This window comes from Bacillus sp. JZ105 (assembly GCF_053903125.1).
The window spans coordinates 2016151-2040727 of the sequence record NZ_CP096387.1 but is presented as its reverse complement, the minus strand read 5'-3'; the positions used below and the strand labels follow the sequence as shown (position 1 = coordinate 2040727).

The 24577-nt window shown below is 40.9% G+C and carries 32 protein-coding genes; 23 read left to right on the top strand and 9 right to left on the bottom strand.

All coding sequences use genetic code 11. The annotated features are described in order from the left end of the window. Window positions 1-2 precede the first annotated feature (2 nt). A complete protein-coding gene (locus M1D81_RS10265; RefSeq protein WP_456266980.1) occupies window positions 3-956 on the bottom strand; it encodes an AAA-type ATPase lid domain-containing protein in 954 nt (317 codons plus the stop codon). Window positions 957-1137: 181 nt separating this feature from the next. Here M1D81_RS10265 and ilvA point away from each other — a divergent pair, with 181 nt between their 5' ends. From ilvA to ypmT, 7 genes are all read left to right on the top strand, one after another. Next, window positions 1138-2406, top strand: a complete 1269-nt coding sequence (ilvA, locus tag M1D81_RS10260) for a threonine ammonia-lyase IlvA (protein WP_456267133.1) — start codon at window positions 1138-1140, stop codon at window positions 2404-2406. 36 nt (window positions 2407-2442) lie between these two features. Continuing rightward, window positions 2443-2694 (top strand): YpmP family protein, encoded by a 252-nt coding sequence (locus M1D81_RS10255; protein ID WP_024422728.1) that lies wholly within the window; start codon window positions 2443-2445, stop codon window positions 2692-2694. 187 nt (window positions 2695-2881) lie between these two features. After that, complete coding sequence (locus M1D81_RS10250; protein ID WP_024422727.1) at window positions 2882-3724, top strand: DegV family protein; 843 nt, start codon at window positions 2882-2884, stop codon at window positions 3722-3724. 23 nt (window positions 3725-3747) lie between these two features. Beyond that, window positions 3748-4338: an SCO family protein gene (locus M1D81_RS10245; RefSeq protein ID WP_456266981.1), complete on the top strand. Its 591-nt coding sequence runs from the start codon at window positions 3748-3750 to the stop codon at window positions 4336-4338. A gap of 69 nt (window positions 4339-4407) precedes the next feature. Then, on the top strand, window positions 4408-5169 hold the full coding sequence (locus M1D81_RS10240) for an SGNH/GDSL hydrolase family protein (RefSeq protein ID WP_456266982.1): 762 nt from the start codon (window positions 4408-4410) through the stop codon (window positions 5167-5169). A gap of 10 nt (window positions 5170-5179) precedes the next feature. Further along, window positions 5180-5746 (top strand): YpmS family protein, encoded by a 567-nt coding sequence (locus M1D81_RS10235; RefSeq protein WP_024422724.1) that lies wholly within the window; start codon window positions 5180-5182, stop codon window positions 5744-5746. A 24-nt stretch (window positions 5747-5770) separates the two neighbouring features. Then, a complete protein-coding gene (gene ypmT, locus M1D81_RS10230) occupies window positions 5771-5968 on the top strand; it encodes a protein YpmT (RefSeq protein ID WP_151039985.1) in 198 nt (65 codons plus the stop codon). Window positions 5969-6000: 32 nt separating this feature from the next. Here the strand turns inward: ypmT and M1D81_RS10225 are convergent, their stop codons facing one another. The 3 genes from M1D81_RS10225 to M1D81_RS10215 form a co-directional block, all read right to left on the bottom strand. Beyond that, window positions 6001-6717: a DUF4397 domain-containing protein gene (locus M1D81_RS10225; protein WP_456266983.1), complete on the bottom strand. Its 717-nt coding sequence runs from the start codon at window positions 6715-6717 to the stop codon at window positions 6001-6003. A 69-nt stretch (window positions 6718-6786) separates the two neighbouring features. After that, a complete protein-coding gene (locus M1D81_RS10220) occupies window positions 6787-7047 on the bottom strand; it encodes a hypothetical protein (RefSeq protein WP_024422721.1) in 261 nt (86 codons plus the stop codon). Window positions 7048-7101: 54 nt separating this feature from the next. Next, window positions 7102-7533, bottom strand: a complete 432-nt coding sequence (locus tag M1D81_RS10215; RefSeq protein ID WP_007500780.1) for a MarR family transcriptional regulator — start codon at window positions 7531-7533, stop codon at window positions 7102-7104. 137 nt (window positions 7534-7670) lie between these two features. Here M1D81_RS10215 and msrA point away from each other — a divergent pair, with 137 nt between their 5' ends. Together msrA and msrB are read left to right on the top strand one after the other, a co-directional pair. Continuing rightward, window positions 7671-8204, top strand: coding sequence for a peptide-methionine (S)-S-oxide reductase MsrA (gene msrA / locus M1D81_RS10210; RefSeq protein ID WP_456266984.1), 534 nt, complete (start codon window positions 7671-7673; stop codon window positions 8202-8204). Then, window positions 8204-8635, top strand: coding sequence for a peptide-methionine (R)-S-oxide reductase MsrB (gene msrB, locus M1D81_RS10205; RefSeq protein WP_456266985.1), 432 nt, complete (start codon window positions 8204-8206; stop codon window positions 8633-8635). The genes msrA and msrB overlap by 1 nt, the downstream gene beginning before the upstream one ends. 51 nt (window positions 8636-8686) lie before the next feature. Here the strand turns inward: msrB and M1D81_RS10200 are convergent, their stop codons facing one another. Next, on the bottom strand, window positions 8687-9715 hold the full coding sequence (locus tag M1D81_RS10200; protein WP_456266986.1) for an SDR family NAD(P)-dependent oxidoreductase: 1029 nt from the start codon (window positions 9713-9715) through the stop codon (window positions 8687-8689). A gap of 250 nt (window positions 9716-9965) precedes the next feature. Between M1D81_RS10200 and M1D81_RS10195 the strand changes: the two genes are divergently transcribed. Beyond that, window positions 9966-10688, top strand: coding sequence for an acylneuraminate cytidylyltransferase family protein (locus M1D81_RS10195; RefSeq protein ID WP_456266987.1), 723 nt, complete (start codon window positions 9966-9968; stop codon window positions 10686-10688). A gap of 229 nt (window positions 10689-10917) precedes the next feature. Here the strand turns inward: M1D81_RS10195 and M1D81_RS10190 are convergent, their stop codons facing one another. After that, complete coding sequence (locus M1D81_RS10190; RefSeq protein ID WP_456266988.1) at window positions 10918-11880, bottom strand: CgeB family protein; 963 nt, start codon at window positions 11878-11880, stop codon at window positions 10918-10920. A gap of 15 nt (window positions 11881-11895) precedes the next feature. After that, complete coding sequence (locus M1D81_RS10185) at window positions 11896-12297, bottom strand: hypothetical protein (RefSeq protein WP_456266989.1); 402 nt, start codon at window positions 12295-12297, stop codon at window positions 11896-11898. Window positions 12298-12504: 207 nt separating this feature from the next. Between M1D81_RS10185 and cgeC the strand changes: the two genes are divergently transcribed. From cgeC to M1D81_RS10125, 12 genes are all read left to right on the top strand, one after another. Then, complete coding sequence (gene cgeC / locus M1D81_RS10180; protein WP_456266990.1) at window positions 12505-12825, top strand: spore maturation protein CgeC; 321 nt, start codon at window positions 12505-12507, stop codon at window positions 12823-12825. Window positions 12826-12842: 17 nt separating this feature from the next. Beyond that, window positions 12843-14138, top strand: coding sequence for a glycosyltransferase family 2 protein (locus M1D81_RS10175; protein ID WP_456266991.1), 1296 nt, complete (start codon window positions 12843-12845; stop codon window positions 14136-14138). Window positions 14139-14287: 149 nt separating this feature from the next. Beyond that, window positions 14288-15664: a sigma-54 interaction domain-containing protein gene (locus M1D81_RS10170; RefSeq protein ID WP_456266992.1), complete on the top strand. Its 1377-nt coding sequence runs from the start codon at window positions 14288-14290 to the stop codon at window positions 15662-15664. A 118-nt stretch (window positions 15665-15782) separates the two neighbouring features. After that, window positions 15783-17183, top strand: a complete 1401-nt coding sequence (kamA, locus tag M1D81_RS10165; protein WP_456266993.1) for a lysine 2,3-aminomutase — start codon at window positions 15783-15785, stop codon at window positions 17181-17183. 2 nt (window positions 17184-17185) lie between these two features. Continuing rightward, a complete protein-coding gene (locus tag M1D81_RS10160) occupies window positions 17186-17467 on the top strand; it encodes a YokU family protein (protein WP_024422710.1) in 282 nt (93 codons plus the stop codon). Between the two features lie 79 nt (window positions 17468-17546). Beyond that, a complete protein-coding gene (locus M1D81_RS10155) occupies window positions 17547-17771 on the top strand; it encodes a YozE family protein (RefSeq protein ID WP_024422709.1) in 225 nt (74 codons plus the stop codon). 142 nt (window positions 17772-17913) lie between these two features. Continuing rightward, window positions 17914-18594 carry a hypothetical protein gene (locus tag M1D81_RS10150; protein ID WP_456266994.1) on the top strand — a complete coding sequence of 227 codons (681 nt, stop codon included), beginning with the start codon at window positions 17914-17916 and terminating at the stop codon, window positions 18592-18594. 250 nt (window positions 18595-18844) lie between these two features. Continuing rightward, complete coding sequence (locus M1D81_RS10145) at window positions 18845-19015, top strand: YozD family protein (RefSeq protein WP_065214722.1); 171 nt, start codon at window positions 18845-18847, stop codon at window positions 19013-19015. A 50-nt stretch (window positions 19016-19065) separates the two neighbouring features. Further along, window positions 19066-19674 (top strand): phosphatase PAP2 family protein, encoded by a 609-nt coding sequence (locus M1D81_RS10140; protein WP_456266995.1) that lies wholly within the window; start codon window positions 19066-19068, stop codon window positions 19672-19674. 54 nt (window positions 19675-19728) lie between these two features. Beyond that, a complete protein-coding gene (locus M1D81_RS10135; RefSeq protein WP_087977970.1) occupies window positions 19729-20046 on the top strand; it encodes a hypothetical protein in 318 nt (105 codons plus the stop codon). Between the two features lie 112 nt (window positions 20047-20158). Continuing rightward, window positions 20159-20854 carry a purine-nucleoside phosphorylase gene (gene deoD, locus M1D81_RS10130; RefSeq protein WP_456266996.1) on the top strand — a complete coding sequence of 232 codons (696 nt, stop codon included), beginning with the start codon at window positions 20159-20161 and terminating at the stop codon, window positions 20852-20854. 68 nt (window positions 20855-20922) lie between these two features. Then, window positions 20923-21753 carry a M15 family metallopeptidase gene (locus tag M1D81_RS10125; protein ID WP_456266997.1) on the top strand — a complete coding sequence of 277 codons (831 nt, stop codon included), beginning with the start codon at window positions 20923-20925 and terminating at the stop codon, window positions 21751-21753. Window positions 21754-21803: 50 nt separating this feature from the next. On the opposite strand, the gene M1D81_RS10120 is transcribed toward M1D81_RS10125, so the two are convergent. Both M1D81_RS10120 and M1D81_RS10115 read right to left on the bottom strand, forming a co-directional pair. Further along, window positions 21804-22055: a hypothetical protein gene (locus M1D81_RS10120; RefSeq protein ID WP_024422704.1), complete on the bottom strand. Its 252-nt coding sequence runs from the start codon at window positions 22053-22055 to the stop codon at window positions 21804-21806. Window positions 22056-22147: 92 nt separating this feature from the next. After that, window positions 22148-22846, bottom strand: coding sequence for a class I SAM-dependent methyltransferase (locus M1D81_RS10115; RefSeq protein WP_456266998.1), 699 nt, complete (start codon window positions 22844-22846; stop codon window positions 22148-22150). 150 nt (window positions 22847-22996) lie between these two features. On the opposite strand from M1D81_RS10115, the gene M1D81_RS10110 reads away from it, so the two are divergent. Continuing rightward, window positions 22997-24382 (top strand): S41 family peptidase, encoded by a 1386-nt coding sequence (locus tag M1D81_RS10110; RefSeq protein ID WP_456266999.1) that lies wholly within the window; start codon window positions 22997-22999, stop codon window positions 24380-24382. Window positions 24383-24577 lie beyond the last annotated feature (195 nt).

The following is a 24577-nucleotide window of genomic DNA, read 5'->3' as shown; positions in this document are numbered from 1 at the left end:
TTTTATTGAACCGGTATATAACCATCAAGCGACTTCAGGAATGAAAGACCTTCAAGTGTAATCTTCGTTCCGGCCCTGCCTTTTCCTTTCGTCACGTATGCTTTTTTCTCAAGATCATCTAACCGGTTTCGCACCTGCTGAGGGGTCAGCGGGATGTCTCCTTGTTTGCTTAATTCAGACAAGATGCGCCTGCTGGCTGCTTCTCCTTTTTCATTGAGAGATTTAATGGCTTCCAGCAAGAAAACAAACTCTTGTTTTTCCATTAGTGTGAGCTGGTGTTCTTCCTTTTTCCCTTTCACGGCTGAGGGAAGGGGTGCTAACACAAAGGGCGGTAAATGATGTAAAAATACCGTGTGGCCCTCGAGTATGGCAGCAGCATAATGAACGATATTTTTGAGCTCTTGCACATTTCCTTCAAATGGATACTGCTGCAAGGCTTCCCAAACACTTGGATCAATGTCAGGAGCCATGTTCAGCTCTTGAAAGAAAGCATTTGTTAACACAGGAATGTCTGTTTTTCGTTCGGCTAAAGGTGGAAGAGCCAAATGAAGAACATTCAGACGATAAAACAGCTCGGGTAAAAAGGCAGAAGAAACCCTGAGTGCCTCTATTGATAAAGTCGAAGAAGCGATTACTTTTGTTGCAGGTGACGTTTCTAGAAAGTGAATGACCTTGTGCTGCATAGAAATACTTAATGCACTGATTTCATCTAAATAAAGAATTTGATTGTTTTTTTCTGTGAAGGCTTTCTGTAAGGTTTCTTCATTCAAGATGGGGCAATACATGTGTGTCAGTGATGCGTTCGCCATTTCTTGGGCGAATTTCGTTTTGCCTGTGCCGATGTCTCCTGTTATCAAGACCGGCTGCTCGTTTTTCGAAAATTGTTTTGCCAGATGAATTGCATGTTTAATATCTTGATGATCTCCATAGATAGACGCGAACGATTGAGTGGCCATGGGGTGATTCCTTTCTTTGTGGTTCTAATTGGTTCAATTGTAACACCCAATTAAAACAAATGTACAGGAAAATGAAAAAGTTTATAAAATTTATGATGGATCCATGATCTATTGGTTTATTTTTTGAATATTCATGTTATAATGACAAATTAAATAAGGTTAAAGAGAAAGGATCTTGTACATGAAACCGTTGCTCAAAGAAAATACGCTAATTCAAGTGAAAGACATCTTAAAAGCCCATCAAAATTTGAAGGATGTAGTCATTCATACACCACTTCAAAAAAATGAGCGACTTTCTGAACGATATGAATGCAATGTCTACTTAAAAAGAGAGGATCTTCAAGTAGTTCGTTCCTTTAAATTAAGAGGCGCTTTTAATAAAATGAGCCAGCTTCCAAAAAATAAACTAGAAAATGGCATTGTCTGTGCAAGTGCTGGAAATCACGCGCAGGGGGTTGCCTATTCTTGTAAATATTTAGGCATCCACGGGAAAATCTTTATGCCTGCTACGACGCCGAGACAAAAAGTATCACAAGTGGAGCTGTTCGGAAAAGAGTATGTTGAAATTATCTTAACCGGAGATACGTTTGATGATTCGTATCATGAAGCCGTAAAATGCGGAGATGAAGAGAAGCGCGAATTTATCCATCCGTTTGATGATCTGGATGTGATGGCAGGACAAGGGACGACTGCTGTCGAAATCTTAAATGATATCGAAGTGGAGCCTCACTTTTTATTTGCAAGTGTCGGAGGTGGAGGTCTGTTATCTGGTGTTGGTACATATATCAAAAATATCTCACCAGAAACCGAAATCATTGCAGTCGAACCGCTTGGCGCAGCTTCACTGCATGCCTCGCATGAGAAGGGCAAGGTTGTGACACTTGATTCGATTGATAAGTTTGTAGACGGAGCAGCGGTTCAGCGGATTGGCGAAAAGACGTTTACATCGCTTCAGTCTGTTGTCGATAAAATCAGTCTTGTACCAGAAGGGAAAGTATGTACAACGATTTTAGAGCTGTATAATCAATGTGCGATTGTAGCAGAACCGGCAGGCGCATTGCCGATCGCAGCATTAGATGCTCATCGCGAGGAGATCAAAGGAAAAAATGTTGTCTGTATTGTCAGTGGAGGCAATAATGACATCGGCAGAATGCAGGAAATCAAAGAACGCTCGATGATCTATGAAGGGCTTCAACATTACTTTATTGTCAATTTTCCGCAAAGAGCAGGAGCGCTTCGTGAATTTTTAGATGAAGTGTTAGGGCCAAATGATGATATCTCACGCTTTGAATATACGAAAAAGAATAACCGAAGCAAAGGTCCTGCGCTTGTTGGCATCGAATTGAAAGAAAGAGATGACTATGCGGCGCTGATTGAGCGGATGGATAAAAAAGGCTTCCACTATGTTGAAGTGAATAAAGATCAAGATTTATTCCACCTATTTATTTAGGCTTAACAGATAATTGGAAAAGAGGATTGATCGTTTGTGCTGCTCAAAACAATATGTTTTAGACGGATGGATGGAGCTCAGATCAAGGTAACAGAAGTCCCTGTTCTAAAGGGAGATGAGACGTATCGTTTCATGCTCACCTTTAGACTTGAAGCTTTCTTGAAAAAAGTCTATGTATCTAAAGGAAAGAGAGCTGTGTACTCTTTCAGAGAGGATGTGAAACGTAACGTCAAGTGGAGCACATATGAACAGATCTATCAGGAGCCTACACTGAAACACAATGCGTAAGCAGGAATCTTTGTCAAAAGGGGCAAGCCGCCATTTTGAAATGGCTGCTGCTCATTTTGGCAAGGATTTTTTTCGTGACAAGAAGAAAATGTGACAATTTCAAAAACGTTAGGTCAGTTGTTTTCAAGTGTGCAGGAAATAAGGTAATATCATAAGTAAAGACTAAGACAGCAAGGATGAGACGATAGTGAAACAAATTAAAATTGTAACAGATTCAACTGTGGACCTTCCGCAAGAAAAAATCAATGATCTTTCCATTCACGTGATTCCGCTCAATATCTCCATTTCTGGAGTTGATTATATTGACCGAGTGAATATACAGCCAGATGAATTTATTGAAAAAATGGAGGCCGCTGAGGAACTGCCGAAAACGTCTCAACCTGCGATCGGTCAATTCGTCGAATTATATGAAAAGCTGACGGCAGATGGAAGTGAAGTGATCAGTATCCATTTAACTGGTGGAATGAGTGGTACGGTTCAAACTGCTGAAAGCGCTTCGAAAATGGTAGATGGAAATATCACGGTGATTGATTCGAATTTTATTTCCTATGGATTAGGATTTCAAGTCATCAAAGCAGCAGAACTAGCCAAAAAGGGTGCAAGCCGTGAAGATATTATCACAGAATTAGATAAAATCCGTCATCAAACAAAGCTATATGTCACGATCGATACATTAGAAAATCTCGTCAAAGGCGGCAGAATTGGAAGAGGAAAGGCGCTGATCGGCTCACTTCTTCACATCAAACCTATTGCCAGCTTAACAGACGGGGTATATACGCCAGAAGCGAATGTGAGAAGCTACTCTGCGCTTGTCCGCCATCTGACAAAACAGTATGTACAGGCGGTGAAGGGAAAAACAGTTCAAGCCATTGGGATCGCACATGCTGATGCATTAGAACTCGCTGAAAAGCTAAAAAAAGCGCTGCTTGATCACACACCTGAAGCACTGATTGACATCGCCTACACAACACCGATTATTTCGTGTCATACTGGAAAGGGCGCAATAGGCTTTACTTTTTATACCGATTGATAGAAAAAGGGGATGGACATATCATGGATAGAAAAAGGAGAGCCTTACTTGGTGCGCTTATGATGATAAGCGTGCTTCTTTTAGTCTCATGTTCAAATGGACAAATCAAGGATGCTTTAAATTATCAAATAGAGCCGTTTGAGTTTGAAAACCAAGATGGCCAAAAGGTGTCATTGGATGATTTGAAGGGGAAAGTATGGGTCGCTGATTTTATTTTCACAAGCTGTGAAACGATTTGTCCGCCGATGACCGCTCATATGACAGAGCTGCAAAAACGGTTAAAAGAAGAAAAATTGGATGCGCATATCATTTCCTTTAGCGTGGACCCAGAGGTCGATTCACCGAAAAAGTTAAAGGAATTTGCAAAAGCCTATCCATTGTCCTTTAAAAATTGGGATTTTCTCACTGGGTATTCACAGTCAGAAATTGAAAAATTCGCAATGAAAAGCTTTAAAACCATTGTAAAAAAACCTGAAGATGAAGACCAAGTGATTCATCAGTCCCTGTTTTTTCTTGTCAATCAAGATGGGAAAGTGATGAAAAATTATGATGGCGTGCAAAACACACCTTATGATGACATCATCAAGGACATCAAAACGCTGAACCGAAGCTAGCATAAGGATGTTCAAATGGGCGAAAACATGATACACTTTTTTAATCAGAAAAAGGAGGGACATCATCGTTTGAAGGCTCGTTTGATTTTGATTGTGATGTCTCTAGCTTTTGTTCTTTCTGCATGTTCCGCGCAAGAGGCTGGCATAAAGGATAAACTAGAAGACACACCAAAAGTAAAAGAACATATTACCATCGCAGCGGTTGGAGATTCTTTAACAGAAGGAATTGGAGATCAAGATAAAAAAGGCTATGCAGGCATGACCCGTGACAAGATAGAAGCAGTGGACGGCGTGCAGTCTGTCACATTAAAAAACTATGCCATTAAAGGCAGTAGAACAGTAGATTTATTAAAAAGATTAAAAGAAAAAAAGGTGCAGGACGGACTGAAAGACGCTGACTATATTTTCTTTACGATCGGCGGGAATGACCTCATGCATGTTGTCCGTCAAAATGTGCTTAATTTGACGTTTGCTCCTTTTCAAAAAGAGCAGGGTCCTTTTGAAGAGCGCTTTAAAACCATTCTGTCTAGGCTGAGAGAACAGAATGACCATGCGAAAATCATGTATGTCAGCATGTACAATCCTTTTAAGTTCAGTTTGTCTGAGCTGCGAGATATTGATGAAGTCGTTCAAGACTGGAATGCCGCTGCCAAAAAGGAACTCAAAAAAGACGGCAATGCGGATATGGTCAATGTAGCAGATTTATTTGAAGAAGGTTCTGATGAAAAATTACTGGCAGAAGATGATTTCCACCCAAACCAAAAGGGGTACTCTCTTATGGCAAATCGTTTATTCTCCGAAGTGAAAAAAGAAGGACTGCCGAAGGAATAGGGTGAAACAGATGAAAAAATGGAAAAGCTTATTTTTTATTTTGCTTGCAATCAATCTATTGATTGTGATTGGATGCGGTATTTTGATGCTGCTGCCAGGCGGTCAATCCGCTTCAACCAAAGAAGTGAAAAGCGAATATGCTTTTAATATATCCAGCTCAAAGGAATCACTCACCAGCTTTGTGAATGATTATTTGAAAAATCAAGGATCAAATGATATGCCAGACTTTCATGTAGCAATCGATCAAGATGTGAAAGTAACAGGCGCAATTAAAGCTTTCTCTTCAACGATTGATGCAAACGTCTCATTTACGCCAACTGTTGAAGATAATGGTGATGTGCTTTTGAAAGTGGATGACTTTTCAATTGGACAATTGAGCATTCCGATTAGTTTTGTTTTAAGCTACATGGGTCAGTTCTATGAGCTGCCAGAGTTCGTTCATGTAAAACCGGATCAAAAAACGGTTGAAGTGCGTCTTTCAGAAATGCCGCTGACGAATGATATGTATGTCAAAGCAAACAAAATTGATCTGCAGAACGATGAAATTGAATTCTCATATTATCATCCAAAGCAATAGAATGTGTGAGTCAGGAGTGAAATCATGAAGCGAGTCTATCAATATTTTAGTTTACTGTCGTTTTTATTTGCTGCGTACTTTGGCATAACAGCTGTCAATGCTTTAAAAGCAGAAAATATCGATCAGTTTTACTTAAATATTGCCTACTGTGCATTATTTCTAGGCACGATGATTCTTGCTTTTGATTTTCAAAAGCAAGAAAAAGCTGAAGATGTCTCGTAAGGAGCCTTTTCCATTTTAGGAAAGGCTCTTTTTTATAGTTGCCGAGACAAAACCACCTTTGCCATAAGTTCAGGTTCTCCGTTCGCAAAACCATGAAGCAGAATCAGGTATGCACGCTTTGTTTGCAGATGAACTTTTGGGATATCAAGCAGTACACTTTGAGTGCCGGCGGCTTTCAATTCAAAATGATATTTATTTGGAGAGAAATGATGAAGGTGGGTGCTGTTTACATAATCAAGCTCCTTCGATATGATCCCTTGGTCTCGTTCATATATATCTATAGAAGGAAGGTCCGGAGACAGCTGTACAAATGTAAGTGCTGACAGGTCTTCTTGTTTGATCAAAGTAGTCTGCCGCTCAGTCAGCAGTGCAAAGCCTGCACGGGCACCTGTGATACATAATGTGTAGACCTCGCCGCTCTTAAATCGAATGCGGGAATGAAGAATTCTCTCATTTGTAGCCAGTTTGAACACTTCTATTTCATACATTCCCTCATCCCACTCCATATAAGCGGTTAAATGGCTGTAAGGCATTGGTTTCATTACCTGCTTCCGGTTCACATAAACAGCGAGCTCACTGAGATCTGGTGCAGCGTGAAATAATCGAATAAAGGCTTTTGATGAAGGGCTGCTTTGAAGATGCTCGTAGGTGTCAGCGAATGGCCGATATGGAAAGTCATAATAAAAGAGCTGCTGCATGTCATCAATCCCTTCTTTCTCATACAATGGTGTTTTTTGTAGCGTATGCATGAAAAAGACGATCTGTATAGGCAAAAGAAGCATAGAAAAAAGCCTGACGTATTCCGTCAGGCCGGCATGTTAAGAAGGAGAAGAATATTGATGATATTCAGCTAGTTTAATGAACGTTTTTTCATCCTCAATTAAACCACAAACACCGCACTGGACTTTCATTTGAGGACCTTGATAGCTCAAGTGAAAAGGAGACAGCTGTTCTCCTTCGTATCTTTCGACAACTGCTCCTGTTGCTGGATCTAGCTTGACAGGTTCTGAAAGCTGCTCAATGAGATTAAAGCGCGTTCTGTTTGTTTTACAGTTTGGACAAAGATAAGGGCTTGTCATGGTTCATTCCACCTCTTTTTATCCGTAGCATGTCCTGAGCGCTAAAATCTATGCTTAATCCTTTTGACTTTTATCCAGCTTTTTAAATAATTTGATCATTGTTTTTAGTTCTTCGTCATCAAATGATTCAAACCGCTCCATAAAGTATTCCGTTTTCTTTTTCTCAAAATGCTCAGTAATTTCCTTACCCTTATCGGTTAAGTGGATTTTGATGATGCGGCGGTCCTCTTTTGAGCGGATACGAGTGATCCAGCCTTTTTCTACGAGTGTGTCAGTCACAGCGGTAATATGACTTGCTGACACTCCAAGAATGGAAGCGAATTCCGTTACTTTTTTTGCCCCTTGCTCTCGGAGCAGATTTAAAATAAGAAATTCATTCCGAGATAATTCGTTTTCGAGCAGGCTGTTAATCTCATAACGGATCTGCTTAAATACGGTTCTCAGTAAAGTGTCCATTTCGTACATCATTTGTTTTCTTTGTTCCAATCATTAAACCCCCATTATATTTTAAAGATACGACAGAATGCTTTCTTTTATTTTGGTATACAAGTCGTATCATTTTCATTATTTTTTATCATGTTATAATATGATGATACCATTTTTTAAATGAAGGGGGCACTAATATGTCTGAAAAACAAGAATTAGCCACATTTGCAGGAGGCTGCTTCTGGTGTATGGTTAAACCTTTTGATGAACAGCCGGGCATTATCAAAGTTGAATCAGGGTATACTGGCGGACATACAGTGAATCCGACCTATGAGGAAGTATGTACAAATACAACGGGACATAGAGAAGCGGTTCAAATTACGTTTGATCCTGACGTGTTTCCATATGAGAAGCTGCTAGAGCTGTATTGGCAGCAAATAGACCCAACAGACGATGGCGGGCAATTTGGCGATAGAGGGGAATCTTACCGTACAGGTATTTATGTTCATCATGACAAGCAGCGAAAGCTAGCTGAAGCATCGAAAGAGCAGCTGAGCCAAAGCGGGATTTTCAAAAAGCCAATCGTTACAGAAATTTTAGACGCAGGCCCTTTTTATCCAGCAGAGGAATATCATCAGCATTATTATAAGAAAAACAAAATGCACTACGAACGATATCATGTCGGTTCGGGCAGAGCCGGTTTTATTGAGTCCCATTGGAGTGATAAATAATGGAAAATGAAAAAGAAAAGCGTATAAAAGAATTAAACCGCATGCAGTACGAAGTCACGCAAAATAATGGCACAGAGCCGCCATTTCAAAATGAATTTTGGGATCATAAAGAAGAAGGTATCTATGTGGATATCATTTCAGGAAAGCCGCTTTTTTCTTCTTTAGATAAGTTTGATGCCCACTGCGGATGGCCAAGTTTTACAAAACCGCTTGAAGAGGAAGAGGTAGCAGAGAAGATTGATACGAGTCATGGAATGGTGCGGACAGAGGTTCGCAGTAAAACAGCTGATTCTCATCTAGGTCATGTTTTTCCTGATGGACCAGGGCCAAACGGACTTCGGTATTGTATTAACTCAGCCGCTTTAAAATTTATCCCAAAGGATGATCTTGAAAAAGAAGGCTACGGGGATTTGAAACATCTATTTGATTGATCCATTTAAAAATCGTCACATGGAAAGCAGCTGCTTCCGTGTGACGATTTTTTATTTTTTATGATGTGTATGATGTAGTTGTTCAATGATGTGGAACAGCTTTTCTTTTGTAATGAGCGGTGCTTCTTTTGAGGTGTAATTCGTTAAGTCAACTTTTTGAAAGGCAGGGTGCAAATGTGGTCTCGGTAAAATGGCATAAAATTGTTCATGTTCAAACAGTGCATCTGCTTCGTGCGGGAATGTAAGCTCCTCGTGAAGCTTTTCGCCAGGTCTTTTTCCGACGACAAGAACATCTGGAGATTTAGCATTGATTTGAGCGGCATATTCATGAAACGCTTTTAGGAGATCGGCAAGCTGTAAGGACTCCATCTTGAGAATGAAGGTTTCGCCGCCTTTCATCATGATTGCTGCTTGAAGTGTGAGGGAAACAGCCTCTTCAATGGACATAAAAAAACGTGTCATATGAGGATCAGTCACGGTCAAAGGTTTTTCATTTAATAGCTGCTGGAGCATGATCGGAATAACGGAACCTCTAGATCCAAGCACATTGCCAAAGCGTACAGAGCAAAATCTCGTTTTTTGATTCGGAATACTTTCGTTTGCTTGGAAAAATAGTTTTTCTGAAATCAATTTTGTTGCACCCATGGCATTCGTTGGAGAAACCGCTTTGTCAGTGGAGATGTTGACGACATGACTCACTTCATGTTCAATTGCGGCTTCAATGACGTGCTGCCCGCCGATGATATTCGTTTGAACGGCTTCGAACGGATTATCTTCACAAGTGGGTACTTGTTTTAAGGCCGCTGCATGGAAAATGATATCCACACCCTTGACGAGCTGTCTCACGCGGCTTGCATCCCGGACATCTCCTAAAGCGAATGCGACCTCTGGATGATCTGCGTACTCATTTTTCATCATGTATTGTTTGCTGTCATCTTTACTGAAGACGATTATTTTCTTTGGAGAGCAACTTGTTAATTTATTCACGATTTGCCGGCCGATTGATCCTGTACCGCCTGTAACCAATATCGTTTTGTCACGAAAAAAGGTCTTCAAAGTCGTTTCTATCTGTTTAGACATATCTAATCCCCCAACTCTCATTTCTCTACTTTGCATCATATGTGAAAGAGCGGCATTCGTTTGAGGAAAAGAACCACTTCATGTATAAATTAGGTGAACAAATTATAACCATCTGCTTGTTGTCTTAATAGAATATGGAGAGATAAGAGATCAACTAGAAAAACGAGAGACCTGAATACTTCAGTACTGCGGTCAGCTCGGGCAGAGAAGAAAATTGTAGGGAGCTGTGCGCGAGGGGAGAAGAGAAGACATGTATAGGGGAAATCGTATTTTAGCCATGATACCTGCATTTAGAAGTCACGACGGCCAGCATGATGAACACATACGCATATTGGCAGAGAGGCCGCTTATCTATTGGACCATTCAGCCGTTACTGCAAATGATTGAGTTAGATGAAGTCATCGTTTCCTCAGAGGATGTCAATACGCAAATCATTTCATCTCACTACGGAGCAAATGTGATTGAACTGCCAAGCACCCATGTGACAGAACAAACGCCGTCACTGTTAGCTGTGAAGCATGCGCTTGCATATTTAGAGCGGGAGGGGAAAACCTTTGATATTGTGCTGTATCTGCATCCAGCGTCTCCTCTAAGACAGCCGGCAGATATCGAGAAGTGCTTGCAGCTTTTAGTGGAGGGGGGATATGACTGCACCGCATCTTTTACAGAGGCGTTAGAAAACCCAAATGAAACTTGGACACTGCATGAAAACAATGAAGCTACTTTATATAAGGACAATCATTCCTTTTTCATGCCAAAGCATGAGCAGCCTTATACGTATGGCCGGCTAAATGGTGCGGTATATGCTTTTCATGCTCATTATGCAAAAGAATGCATTCATTCCTTTTTAGAAGGATCTGTCGGAGCATATATGATGGATCACACGCGGTCACTTGTGGTGAAACAAGAGGCAGACCGGAAAGAGGCCGAGAAAATCTTATTGGCTCGCCGAGATGCGGAAGATCATGCATAAGCTGGCATTCAACGAGAAAAAGCGCCCAGTTATAGGGCGCTTTCAGCGTGTAGACAAACCCTCGCATTCGGTGTCAGGTCTGCGCTCCGGTGCTCACGAATGTCAAATTCGCTCCGCTCCGATGCTCGTCCTTCCTAGACTGCAAAGGTTTTCTATCACGCTGAAAAGAAGACAAAGGGCTAAAATCAAGATCATTTTAGCCCTTTGTCAACAATTTGAAAGCGCCCAGTTATAGGGCGCTTTTTACAATGTCATAAAGTCTTTGTGGCATCGTATCAAATGTATTCCAGCGAACGGTTTGCTCGTAGTTGTTCAGTGCAGCCGCCTTTCTTTCACCTGCATTTGATCCATAGTATTCCACCTGTTTTATTAAATCGTCTTCATCTTTGTAAAAAACAAAGCTTGAAAAAGCAGGCGGCGGATGCAGATCCGTCAATTGAAAACTTCCAGTTGCAGCAATGTCAAATGCTCTGTTATTAAGGCTCATATTTTGAATCATGGCTTTGTTTTTGTTATACGCAAATTGAGCCGGCCTATGCGGATTCAGAACAATCGCTGTCTGCTGATAGATGTCCGCCATTTGCTGAGGACTCAGCCAAGTCGTTATTAGTGTGAAATCACGATATTGTCTCCGTGATTTATTGAAGTGACGGTGCCATTCCTTACCTGCAACGAGAATACGCCATTTGTTTTGCTGCAAGAGTGTATCGATGGCTTTGATGCGGTTGGGATAAGGGTAGCCAACGAGTGCAATGTCATACGTGAACATCTCTTCTGGCGATTCATTTTTCTGAAAGACACGTGTATTTGCCGGAATGGGAAAGTAGTGCGTATTTTCAGCACCTAATTGTTTGTAAAATGGCAAAACCCCTTCATCGATCGTTAATATGAGCCGCGCATCACGTGCGCAAGCAGCTGACACATCTGTATAAAAGGGATCTTCTGTCATCCACAGAACGATCGGGATTTTTTCTTGTTTGAATTGATGAAGCACATCTTTCGGAACATGATCACCGATCATCATCAAAACAAAATCCGGAGAAAATGTCCGGATTTTGTGCATGTTAGTGGGTAGAGATTCTCTATCAATCTTTACACATGAAAAGGGGGAATCAATGAAGCTCTCTTCTACCCATTGATCAAACATGTGATAGATTCCGCCGTAGCCAGAACTGATATAAAGAAGCTTCATGATGACCCTCTCACATTAAGATGTGAATGTAACACTTTCAACTTTATCTACATCTAATAGAGTCGTTGCTGAGCCTGTAGGTGTGACAGAGCTTTCTTGTGTAACAAATACAACACCTGTTGAAGCATCGAATGATACAAATTGAACTGGCCCAATTAAATCTCCTGAGTCAGTGACAATGCTAATGACTGTTCCTGGTGCAAGTCTTGCAAAGATCCATCTTGCTGGCTGAGATACATCGAGTGTTGTAGCAGAATCTGAAGGTGATGCCTCAGCTGCCACTTCACTAAATAAATCGTTCAATTTTTCTTCCATTTGAACTCCTCCTTCTTCGAGATTAGCTGTTAATGCATGAGTAATTGGTTTGAAAAACACTTTCAATAGTTCCTTTTTTAATTCAGCACGCTTTTCGCTCATTTTTTCCCCATCCTTTCTTCATCAATTCAAACTCACCCCTATGTATATGCCGTTCATTTTTTTTGGCATAAGCAGAACGCTGATTCCTGATTCTTTTTTTCAATTAATCACTTCACACATTTTTAAAAATGTTTTCAAATGCTGAGGCTAAATGAAGTGGCGCTCATACTCTAGTAAAGATTAAATGTGAAGAGAGAGGGATTATAAATGGAATTTGAACAATTATTAGAAGGTTGGAACGAAGAATTACTAGAGTCGGAAGGAGTGCTTGAAGTCATCTTGATTTTACTTCTTCTTCGTCTTTTAGAAGAAAGTGGGGAAGAGAATGTGTCAGACATCAAAGAATTACTTCGTCCATGGCTTGAGCTTGGCATTCCAGTGCCGCGTGTTCATTTAGTCAATGGAGATGTACTTCAAAACGTAGTTGTCGTGCAATTGTTTGATACGGTTGCAGTCTTTAAAAACGCGACAAATCAGCTAAGAGTGAGTGTTCCTTATGTGAACATTGTCAGCTGGGGGGCTTTTTAATCTAATCAAAAAGGATAATGATCATGAAAGTATCGGTGATTTTAACAAGCTACAATAAACCAGATTTCATTGATCGTGTGCTAAAGAGTATGGTAGATCAAACGTATCCGCATTGGGAGCTTTTGATTATGGATGATGGCTCAGAAGAGGGCACCATTCAAAAGATCCAGCCCTATTTAAGTGATGAACGCATTCAGCTTTATTCGCACACAGTTCATCCGGCAAAACGGTTGTTAACCGCACGATATGCGACGCTTATTAATGAGGCATTAACCCGTATAACAGGTGAGCTCATTTGTTATTTAACCGATGATACCGTGTACGATAAAAATCGTTTGCTTAAAATGGTGGATGTTTTTCGGTCAAAGCCTCACATAGATATTGTGTATTCCTCGCAGCGGGTCGTGCATGTTGATCAGCATTTAGTGGAAACGATGAGTTTTATTCGAGAAGCAGATCAAATCTTAGAGCATGCGTCCTTTCAAGTGGACCATTGTTCGGTCATGCACAGAAGCTGCTTGCTTCCACTGATTTATGAAAAATACGGACAATATTGGGACGATGAGCCAAAGCACTGGCATCATGCAGATTCTGTATTTTGGATGAGGCTGAATCACTTCGCTGCGTTTTTTCCATTAAAAGATGTACTGGATACAACGTATAAAACGCCCCATTCCTTTCATCATCTGTTTTCGAGTATGCCGTATGATTTAATTGACGGAACGGTCATTGAAAAAGAAGGAGATTATTATCAGATCGCAGACGGGAAACTTCATGGAATTGAAAAACGCTGGATCAATGAAAAGAACAGGCGTGCGATCCGTGTTCCGTTGTTATGTGAGATGAAATATGAAATGAAAGAGAAGCTGGCGGTGCCCAATTATACAGTCGTCACCGCAGATTATGGGAAAACGTTCTTTTATATTGAAGATCAGAAAAAAAGACGGTTTGCTTCAAAACGTGACGTGCAATATTTTCAGTTTCACCAAAAAGAGATCTATTCGATTTCAAATGATCAGCTTCAGGCATTTGAGGATGGCAGCATCATTCAAGCTTCTCCTGTTTTCAGTCCGCCAAACAGGCGGCTGTTTAAATGGAAACAAGATGTTTATTTGCTTGTGCATCATACCTTTTGCCGAATTGATCCTGAGGTCGTGAAGCGGTTTGCTTTTTATCATCAGCCGATTAAGCTGTACCCGTCCCAATTTACGTTATTTCAGGAAGGAAAGCCGATTGTGCCGCTCTATAGGGAATCGCTGCAAGAATTCGATATGTCTCTTTATCAAACATCCGGACGAAAGCACTCCTCATAAGAGGGGTGCTTTTTTCGCAATGATTGCAGGAAGTAGAAAGGAAAAAGCGAAACATGAAAAGGACAGGAACCTTTTAGAAGAAATGATCAAGCCGCTGAAAACTCGGCAATTGATGCCGGTTTTTTGGCACTGAAAGTGAGGGGGAAAGAATGGGGAAGGTTGTCGAAAGAGCAGATTGGTTTGAATTGATTTTAGAAGCCATTGATGAAGCCATTCACGTTGTAGATGATCAAGGAATAACGATCTTTTACAATCATAATGCCGCTAAATTTGACTGTTTACAAAAAGAAGAGGTGATTGGCAAGTACATCCTTGATGTGTATCCCTCTTTAACAGAAAAAACAAGTACGCTCATGCATGTGTTGAGAACAGGAAAGCCCATTTATCATTCGCTGCAAACCTATTTGAATAAAAACGGAGAAAGAATTGAAACAGTGAACACGACATTGCCTATTATTGAAGATAACGAGTTAATAGGCGCGGTCGAAGTCGCAAAAGATGTATCAAAGCTGTCAGCCCTTTCCAATCGTTTAGGTCAAAAAAAGCGGACACAAGATGCGGCTGAGGCCGTACAAATGCATGATTTTGCTTCATTTTTAACAAATGATCCGCTTTTAAAAGAAATGCTTGAAAGGGCAAAAAAAGCAGCTGCTTATCCATCATCAGTTGTTGTCTACGGGGAAACAGGGACAGGAAAAGAAGTGCTCGTTCAAGCCATTGTCCATGAATCTGATCGAAAAAATCAAGTGTTCATTCCGCAAAACTGCGCAGCACTCCCAGAATCATTACTTGAAAGTTTATTGTTCGGATCTGTCAAAGGGAGCTATACGGGCGCGCTTGATCGCAAGGGACTTTTCGAATTAGCTGATGGGGGCACACTTTTTCTTGATGAACTGCAAGCGATGCCGCTCACGCTGCAGACGAAATTATTACGTGTGTTAGAAGATGGCGTGGTGCGCCGCATCGGTGATGCAAAGTCCATTCAAGTGGATATTCGGCTCATTACTGCGCTCAATATGGACCCATTCGAAGCAGTGAAAAAGCAAATTTTAAGAGAAGATTTATTTTATAGACTGCATGTATCATCTTTTCATATCCCGCCGCTTCGTGAAAGAAAGCAAGATATCACGCTGCTATCCCGCCACTTCATTCAAACCTATCGTCAGCAGTTTTCAAAAAACGTTACACGCCTTTCTGAAGAAACGGAACGATTGTTTATGGCGCACCACTGGCCTGGGAATGTCAGAGAATTAAAACATACAATAGAACATGCTGTGTTGATGATGCCAAAGGAAGCGGAAGAGATCATCCCTCTATACCTTCCGGCTCATTTACGTGAGCAAAAGCTGGAAAAAGAAACATCTGAATCCTCCTTAAAAAATCAAGTGTCTTCATTTGAACAAACATTGATTCAAGAAGCTTTACATCAGCATAATGGGAATATTAAAAAAACCGCCGCTGCTTTAAAAATCCCTCGACAAACGCTGCAATATAAATTAAAGAAATATGCAGATGCCGAAATATAGGCACAACATCCAATTGAATATGACGGGTAAAAGCTCCTTTTGTAAAGAATAGGGGCATTTTCCCATGTTGGCACATAACTTGCATAGTATAAAGTGAATGCTGATAGGGGGAATGGATATGAATCAGAAATTGTATGAACCGGCACGTCACTGGAAGGACATTGAGCTTTGGAAGGATGTACCTGAGGAAAAGTGGAACGACTGGATTTGGCAGCTGACGCATACCGTGAAAACGCTTGAGGATTTAGAAAAAATCGTAAACTTAACAGAAGAGGAACGAGAAGGGGTGAAGATTTCCACCAAAACCATTCCACTCAACATTACACCCTACTATGCCTCACTGATGAATCCAGACGATCCAAGATGTCCAATACGTATGCAATCTGTGCCAATTGCAGAAGAGCTTCATAAAACAAAATATGATCTGGAAGATCCGCTGCATGAAGATGAGGACTCACCTGTCCCGGGGCTCACGCACCGATATCCAGATCGTGTGCTGTTTCTTGTGACAAATCAGTGCTCCATGTACTGCCGTTATTGTACGAGAAGACGTTTTTCCGGCCAGATTGGTATGGGTGTGCCGAAAAAGCAGTTAGATGCTGCAATTGGATATATTAGAGAAACACCTGAGGTGCGGGACGTGTTAATCTCTGGCGGAGATGGGCTGTTAATCAACGATCAAGTGCTTGAATACATTTTGAAAAACTTACGAGATATTCCGCACGTTGAGATCATTCGGATTGGAACCCGCGCGCCGGTTGTCTTTCCGCAGCGTATTACAGATGAGCTGTGCGAGATTTTGAAAAAATATCACCCAGTATGGCTGAACACCCATTTCAATACAAGTATTGAAATCACAAAAGAAGCAAAAGAAGCGTGCGAACGTCTTGTGAATGCCGGCGTTCCTGTAGGGAATCAGGCCGTCATCCTTGCAGGTATTAACGACAGTGTGCCGATTATGAAGAAGCTGATGCACGATCTTGTGAAGATTCGGGTCAGACCATATTATATTTATCAATGTGACTTATCTGAGGGCATTGGCCACTTTAGAACACCCGTATCAAAAGGGCTTGAAATCATTGAAGGCTTAAGAGGGCATACGAGCGGTTATGCAGTACCAAGTTTTGTTGTAGATGCGCCAGGAGGCGGAGGGAAAATTGCCTTACAGCCAAATTATTTGTTATCGCAAAGCCCTGACAAAGTCGTCCTACGTAACTTTGAAGGTGTCATCACCACTTATCCAGAACCAGAGCATTACGTCGCAGGCCAGGCAGATGCGTATTTTAATGAAATTTATGAAGAGAAACAAGAACCGGCAATTGGTATTACCGCACTATTTGAGGATGAGGCGAGATCGTTTACGCCTGAGAATTTAAGCCGAATGAAACGTAGAGAAGCATATGAGACAAATCCTGAGCACGACACACTTAAAAACAAACGTGAAAAACGAGATGAATTAAAAGAGAAGAAATATCAAGCGCAGCTCAAAAAAGAACAAACCGTAAAGGAGGAGAAATAGCCTTGCTGACATGTGATTGGTGTGAGGAAAACAAAGCAAATGCGGAGCAGACAACAGTCTATTGGGAACTGATCACGGGCACACAATCAATTGAAATCATCGAAACGCCGTCCATTTCCTGCACGCACTGCGGGATGATCTATCAAAAAGATGAGACGGTCAAAGAGATTGAGGATCAATTAATTTTAGTGGATCAGACAAAACTTCCAGAAAAAATCTCCTACGAGGAATTAATGAGCATGGAGCGGTTATTAAAGCGAAATTACTTTGACTTTTCATCATAAGTTGTACCTCCGCCTATACAAGTCATCAAATTGCTGTATAATATAACAACAAAATAGTGTGTCGCGGAGGGAAAAACAGGTGAAGTCGTTTTACCATTATTTAATGAAGTTCAGACATCCAAAACCGAAAGATGAAATCAGCCATTTCGCAAATGCTGCGTATGAGGATCACAGCTTTCCTAAAGCTTCCACAGATTATCATGAGCTGTGCGCTTATTTAGAATTAAATGGTGATTATTTAAGCTCAATGACAACATTTGACGAAGCATTTGAGCAATACGAAGTAGAAGTCAAAAAAAAATAACACACAACCGCTTATCCGAATGGAGAAGCGGTTTTTTCATGAGAAATAAAATGGCGTTTTGCATGGTGTGGTTGCCCATGCAGAATTCCTTGCGCCGGCATACGATACGTTAAGACCAAAAGTCGGGCAAGGGGGAGACAGAATGAAGGCGAAAGCACCAAAATATCAAGTAGGGGAAATTGTCGTCGTTGTCATGTACGGCACAGTCGGAACGATTACAAAAGTCCATCAAATTGACCAGCACTATTTATATGAGGTCAATCATAATGAGGTGCTTTATTTTGAAACATCACTTCAGCTTTACGATGAGTACAGCGGAGTGATTGTCGACACAGAAAAGCTGGACATTGAATATGAGTTCCTCATTGGCGATGTTGTTTATGTAAAAGATTACGGAAAAGAGTTATTTAAAATCATCGGTCATCGGACTGAAATTTGGCGCTACCTTGAAGATGGCTGGGAAGATGTCATTTACGAACTCACGAGGCTGAAAGACGGAGAGTGGCTGGAAACAGAAGAGGAAGATTTAACGCTTGTCCTAAGAAAATATGAGATGGACCAGTTTGTTCATCAGCTTCTTTTTGTGCATTACGTCGGAGAAACCTCAAAAGAGTTAGAAGAAGATATGGTCCAAACGGCTCTATTACAGCTAAATGAGAAACAAGAAAGCGAATCTTCACTTGAATTTCTGGCTGTATCTATAGTGGATGAGCTTCTTGATATTTATAACGATTATAAAATTCTCTATGAATTTTTCAAAGATCCAGAATATAAGGATATGATGGATTTTATTTTGGAAAGTTTACACGAACATTTTGGTTAAAGAAAGACTTGTCCTAACACGAATAAAAAATAAGGCACACAGAAAAATGCAATCACATAAAACCATCCCCTCAAGATACGGCCCATCACCTGATCAAAAGTTTCTCCATCTAATATGCTTAACCATTTCATTCTTTCAAGCCCCTTTTCTTTTTGTTTACAGCATTTATATGTATGGAATGAGCCATTATGACAAACTGTAATAAAAAACAGCCGGCGTTCATACATCATAAAAAAGGAGGCGGAATGCAATGAAAGAAGCAGATTTGGTGATTGATACAGAGGAAATTGCGGAGTTCTTCTACGTGGAGCTGATCAAAAGAGGGTACATACCTGCTGAGCTTGAAACATTTGAGCTGGCTGACATTACATTTGAATATATGCTGAAAAAAGCAATGATAGTTGAAGAAGAGGCGTGGTAGGCACTATACTTTGAAGAGATTCTGAAGAGAGAGGGAGGGGAATCCTTCACGTGTACATCCTATTTCTTTTCATTTTATTTGGCGCTATTGCTGCGCTCATGGTATCTGGGGCTTTTCAAGATTTGGACAACCAGATCATCTTATGGTTTGAAAGCATCAGACTCCCTTTTTTAAATGATGTTATGCTGGTTTTGACGGATTTTGGCATCAGCGCGCTGCTCGTTCCAATCATGCTCATTTTTAGTGTGGTCTTGTTTATGTATAAGCGCTACTACTCTATCATGATGCTTTTTCTATTATATCTCACAGAAAAAACAATCAATCATGAATTAAAGGGGCTGTTTGCTAGAGAGCGTCCGGCCTTTGATCACCTTGTAGGTGAAACGTATTACAGCTTTCCGAGCGGACATTCGATGAATGCAGCCACAATCTACCCTTTTATTGCTTATCTATTAGTTGAAATGATCCCATGGCTGAAAGAAAGACAAAAAATCGTCTATTTGATCACAGGGCTAGGCGTCCTAGTCATTGGCATCAGCCGGATGTATATCGGGGTGCATTATTTGACAGATGTTGCAGGAGGCTTTGCGATAGGACTCGCTTTATTTCTCATTTGTAAAAAGATTGACGAAAGATTGCCTGTCATTCGACAAAAATAGAAGAAGGAAATTGACAGATCCCAGCCAATTTTATATAAAAGGGGAGGGATTTGAATGCAATTAACGTTGAGATTTTTTCAAAAGAAACCTTCAGCATTTCAGTTAACCATTTATCAGACACCTGAATATGGCGCTGCAAGCGGGCATCAGCCTGTGTACCGGACAAAGATTGGCGGCAGAACACACCTTGATGTACTGGAAAAAGCATTCTCGACATTTAATGTACATGATACAGTCCCTAATGATTACAATGCGCGGTTTATCACAACAGGTGATATTGTTGTGATTGATGATAAGAAAAAGGGGAAGTGCTATTATCAGCTCTCTCCGGCAGGGTGGAAACGCAGTGAACGATTAATGACGATAGGTTAAATAGATCATGAATGATACCAGCTTGAGATCCAGCTGGTATTTTCCTTTTTAAGCTCGATCGTTTATAATAAATAGGATAAAATACATAGTAAACGTAAGTGGAGGCTAAAAAATGAGTGTACATATTGGAGCAGAAAAAGGACAAATTGCAGAAACGGTATTGCTGCCAGGCGATCCGCTTCGTGCGAAATATATTGCAGATACATATTTAGAATATGTTGAGTGCTATAACGAAGTGCGCGGAATGTATGGCTATACTGGAACCTATAAAGGAAAACGTGTTTCTGTACAGGGCACTGGAATGGGCGTACCGTCTATTTCGATTTATGTGAATGAACTCATTCAAAACTACGATGTTCAAAACTTAATTCGCGTTGGATCTTGCGGAGCCATCAAAAGAGATGTCAATGTACGGGACGTCATTTTAGCCCAGACATCATCAACAGATTCACAAATGAATCGTGTGGCATTTGGACCAATTGATTATGCGCCATGCGCTGATTTTGAACTGCTCAAGAAAGCCTACGATACGGCAGAAGCAAAAAATGTCGCTGTACGTGTCGGAAATGTATTTACAGCAGACCAATTTTACAATGAAAAACCACTTGAGCTCATGGCTCAATATGGTATCCTAGCGATCGAAATGGAGACAACCGCTCTTTATTCTCTTGCAGCAAAATTTGATCGAAAAGCGTTATCAATTTTGACTGTGAGTGATCATGTTCTAACAGGAGAAGAAACAACGGCTGAAGAGCGTCAAACAACGTTTGATGAAATGATCTTAATTGCGCTAGACTCCGTTTTATAATAGTATAAAGGGTGTGCTACAATGTAGCGCATCTTTATTTTTTTAGAAGAGCAAAAGGAAGGTATGTCATGAAGAAAAGCTACAAAATACTCTCAATCGTATCGATTCTTGGTTTGACAGCCGCGCTATCAGGCTGCCAGTTGCTGGATCAAAAAAGCGGTACATCTGAATCAAACAAAACAAACGAACAAAAAAACGCAGCAAGTTCATCTCCCCAGCACAACTCAAACGATAAGGCAGATTCATCGAATCAAGAGCTGACGTTAAAGAGTGAATATTTCAATGACATCAAGGTTGTGAGCGGTCTGAAAACCATTCAAAATCCTGAAAATGTGCTAGCACTTGTCAACAAAGAATATGCATTACCAGGAACCTATAAACCTTCTGATCTTGTTGTACCAAAAGTAGAATTCTCTTTTTCGGAAGATATTGAAAAGCGATATATCCGCAAAGAAGCAGCGGAAGCGCTTGAGAAGTTATTCAAAGGTGCAAAAAAGGAAAACTTCGAGCTTGCTGCAGTATCTGGCTATCGCTCCTATGACCGTCAAAAAGTCATTTTTGATAGTGAGGTCAAATTAAAAGGCAAAGAAAAAGCACAAGAAGCAGTCGCTTTACCAGGCGAAAGTGAACATCAAACAGGTTTAGCCATGGACATTTCCTCAAAAAGTGCCGGTTTTGAGATCTCTGAAAAGTTTGGTGAAACACCAGATGGCAAATGGGTGGCTAAAAACGCCTATAAATATGGCTTTATCATCCGTTATCCAAAAGGAAAAGAAGACATTACGAAATACGAATATGAGCCGTGGCATCTGCGCTATGTGGGAAAAGAAGCCGCAAAAGCGATGCATGATCACGATTTAACATTTGAAGAATACATGAACAAAGTAAAGAAAATCTAAACAAGTTAAAGGCCTCCCAGCTATTCGGGAGGCCTTCTCTTATTCTTCTTTTAAAAAAAGAACAATCCTGCTAATGCGAAGCCGGTGATGAAACCGAGGCCGATGCCATACGCTGCACCCCAGCCATAATATCCGCCCCAATAGCCAAAGCCAAAGCCTCCGCGAGACCCGCCGACTGGACGAATATAAACTTTGCGGTTTGTCACACGCTCAATGCGTCCGACGTGTACTCTGCCATTACGGTCAGTGATTCTAGCGACTTTCCCCATGTGCTGCTGACAAAGCTTGTAGTAGCGCTCCATGTTTTTCCTCCTTATGACAAACTCTTTTCACTCTTATCCTATGCGAGAGACTTCATAGAGTTTGGACAAAACATATAGGAGATTCGCTCATTTTATACGGTACATTCAAATAGAATGTGGCTTAACTGCTTTCGGTGTGCTTGAATGAGATCGTAGTGTGTTTGCAGCGTCTCGTAAAGAGAAGGCGGTATGTGTTCAGATAATTCCATCTCTGTCGGTTCCTCCTGCACCATATGTTCATCGAATGAAAGAATCTGAATGTCACGGAATCCTGCTGCTGTTAACTGCTCCTTCCATTCTTCAAGCGACAAGAGCGAGTGAAAGCCGTAAAAATTTTGAACAACTGCCATCTCTTCAGGTGTAAGAGAGGCTTTTAACACAGCTTCATTTGCAATCAATTGACTGCCAGGAGCAAGCACACGTTTAATTTCAGCTAGTGCATCAGGCAGTTTGGTAAAGCTTAAAACAGATTCACTGATGAGTAGAGAGAATGCCTGATCTGGAAAGGGCAGCTGCTCAATGGATGCCTCTAAAGCGCGGATCGGCAGTTCCTCCCGCTTGAATCGCAGGTTCGCCTTTTCAATCATCAATGGATGTGTATCAATGGCCTCCACCTGATAACCTATATTTCCTAAATAGGCAGCCGTCTGTCCTGTACCGCATCCGGCGTCCAGTATACGTGCATGAGGCGGCAGTTTTATATGCTCAATCATCGTTTTTGTTAACTCAATTCCGCCAGGATGGGCACCTGATACGCCAAAATAAGCAAGCATTTCTACATAATCATTCATATAATCCCTTCTTTCCTTATCCTGTTCTTCTCTAAAGATTATGCAATAGAGGGGCAAATGGCTTATCTTTTCAAATAGAAGTTGATCCTTTGGTTGACGGATGAAGCATCGTCCTTGATAATAATGAAAGGAGATAAAGGTGGTGTTTTTTTGAAAAAACAAATGAAGTTCGTGGTAGCCATTCTAGTGACTGCTGCACTGTCCTCAGCGATTACATTTGTGATCACAAAACAAGGTGCTGTCAGCGTCTCAGGAGACGAGAAGTTTAGTAAACTCATGGCTGCGTATACGAAGGTAAAGGATGAGTATTACGAAAAAACGGATGATCAAAAACTAGTAGATGGTGCGATCCAAGGAATGATTGCATCACTTGATGATCCATACTCTACATATATGGATCAGGAGGAAGCCGAAGGATTTAACAATACCATTTCTTCTTCATTTGAAGGAATTGGTGCACAAGTAGAAGAGAAGGATGGAAAAATTTTAATTGTCGCGCCGATTAAAGGCTCTCCTGCTGAAAAAGCTGGTTTGAAACCTCATGATCATATTTTAAAAGTGGATGGAAAAAGCACCAAAGGAATGTCGGTCAATAAAGCAGTTTCTCTCATCAGAGGGAAAAAAGGAACGGATGTTAAGCTGCATCTCAACCGGCAAGGAGTCGGCAATGTAGATGTGACCATCACAAGAGACACGATTCCGCTTGAAACTGTGTATGCAAAACTCACAAAAGATAAAATAGGAGAAATCCAAATTACGTCCTTTGCTGAAACCACATCGAAAGAGCTGGATAAAGCAATTGATGACCTCGAGAAAAAAGGGGCAAAAGGTTTTGTCATTGACCTGAGAGATAATCCAGGCGGCATCATGACAGAAGCCATTGAAATGAGCAATGACTTTATTGATAAAGGGAAAGTCATCATGCAGGTTGAAGAAAAAGGGAAGAAACAAGTGTACAAGGCTGAAAAAGAACGCAAAGTCCATCAGCCGGCAGTTGTCCTTGTAAATGGCGGCTCAGCCAGCGCTGCTGAAATCATGGCGGCAGCTCTGCACCAATCTTCAGGCATTCAAATTGTGGGTGAAAAGACGTTTGGCAAAGGAACTGTTCAAAATGCGCAAAACTATAATGATGGTTCTAGTGTCAAGTTAACCATTGCAAAATGGCTGACACCAGACGGTTCTTGGATTCACAAAAAAGGTATCGAACCACAGGTGAAAGCAGCTCTCCCAAGTTATGCAAAGCTGCCTTACTTAAGCCCGAAAAAATCATATGAGCTAAATGACAATGGAGATGAAGTCAAAGCAGCTCAAAAAATGTTCCAAGCGCTTGGCTACAAAGCAAAAGCAAACGGTGAGTACGATCAAGCATTCCAGTCTATCGTCAAAAGCTTCCAAACAGACAACGATCTCAAGGCAGACGGTATTCTGACAGGAGATACAACGACCGTTCTGATGACAAAGATCCAAGATAAATTAAAGAACAACGATACACAAATGAAAAAAGCCATTGAAGTCTTGAAAAAAGAAATGAAATAAAAAAAGCAGTCCTCATCAGGGGACTGCTTTAAAATTGTATAAAAACATATAGAGTTTTTATGCTGAACACGGTTCTTTCATCACTTGCCAGTAAGAATACCTTCTTTTTTGATCCATGTAACGCTGCTATGTGTTAATATTTGTATGGAAAAAGACTGTTTTAAACTTGACAAAATAATGTAATTGTGCTATAAT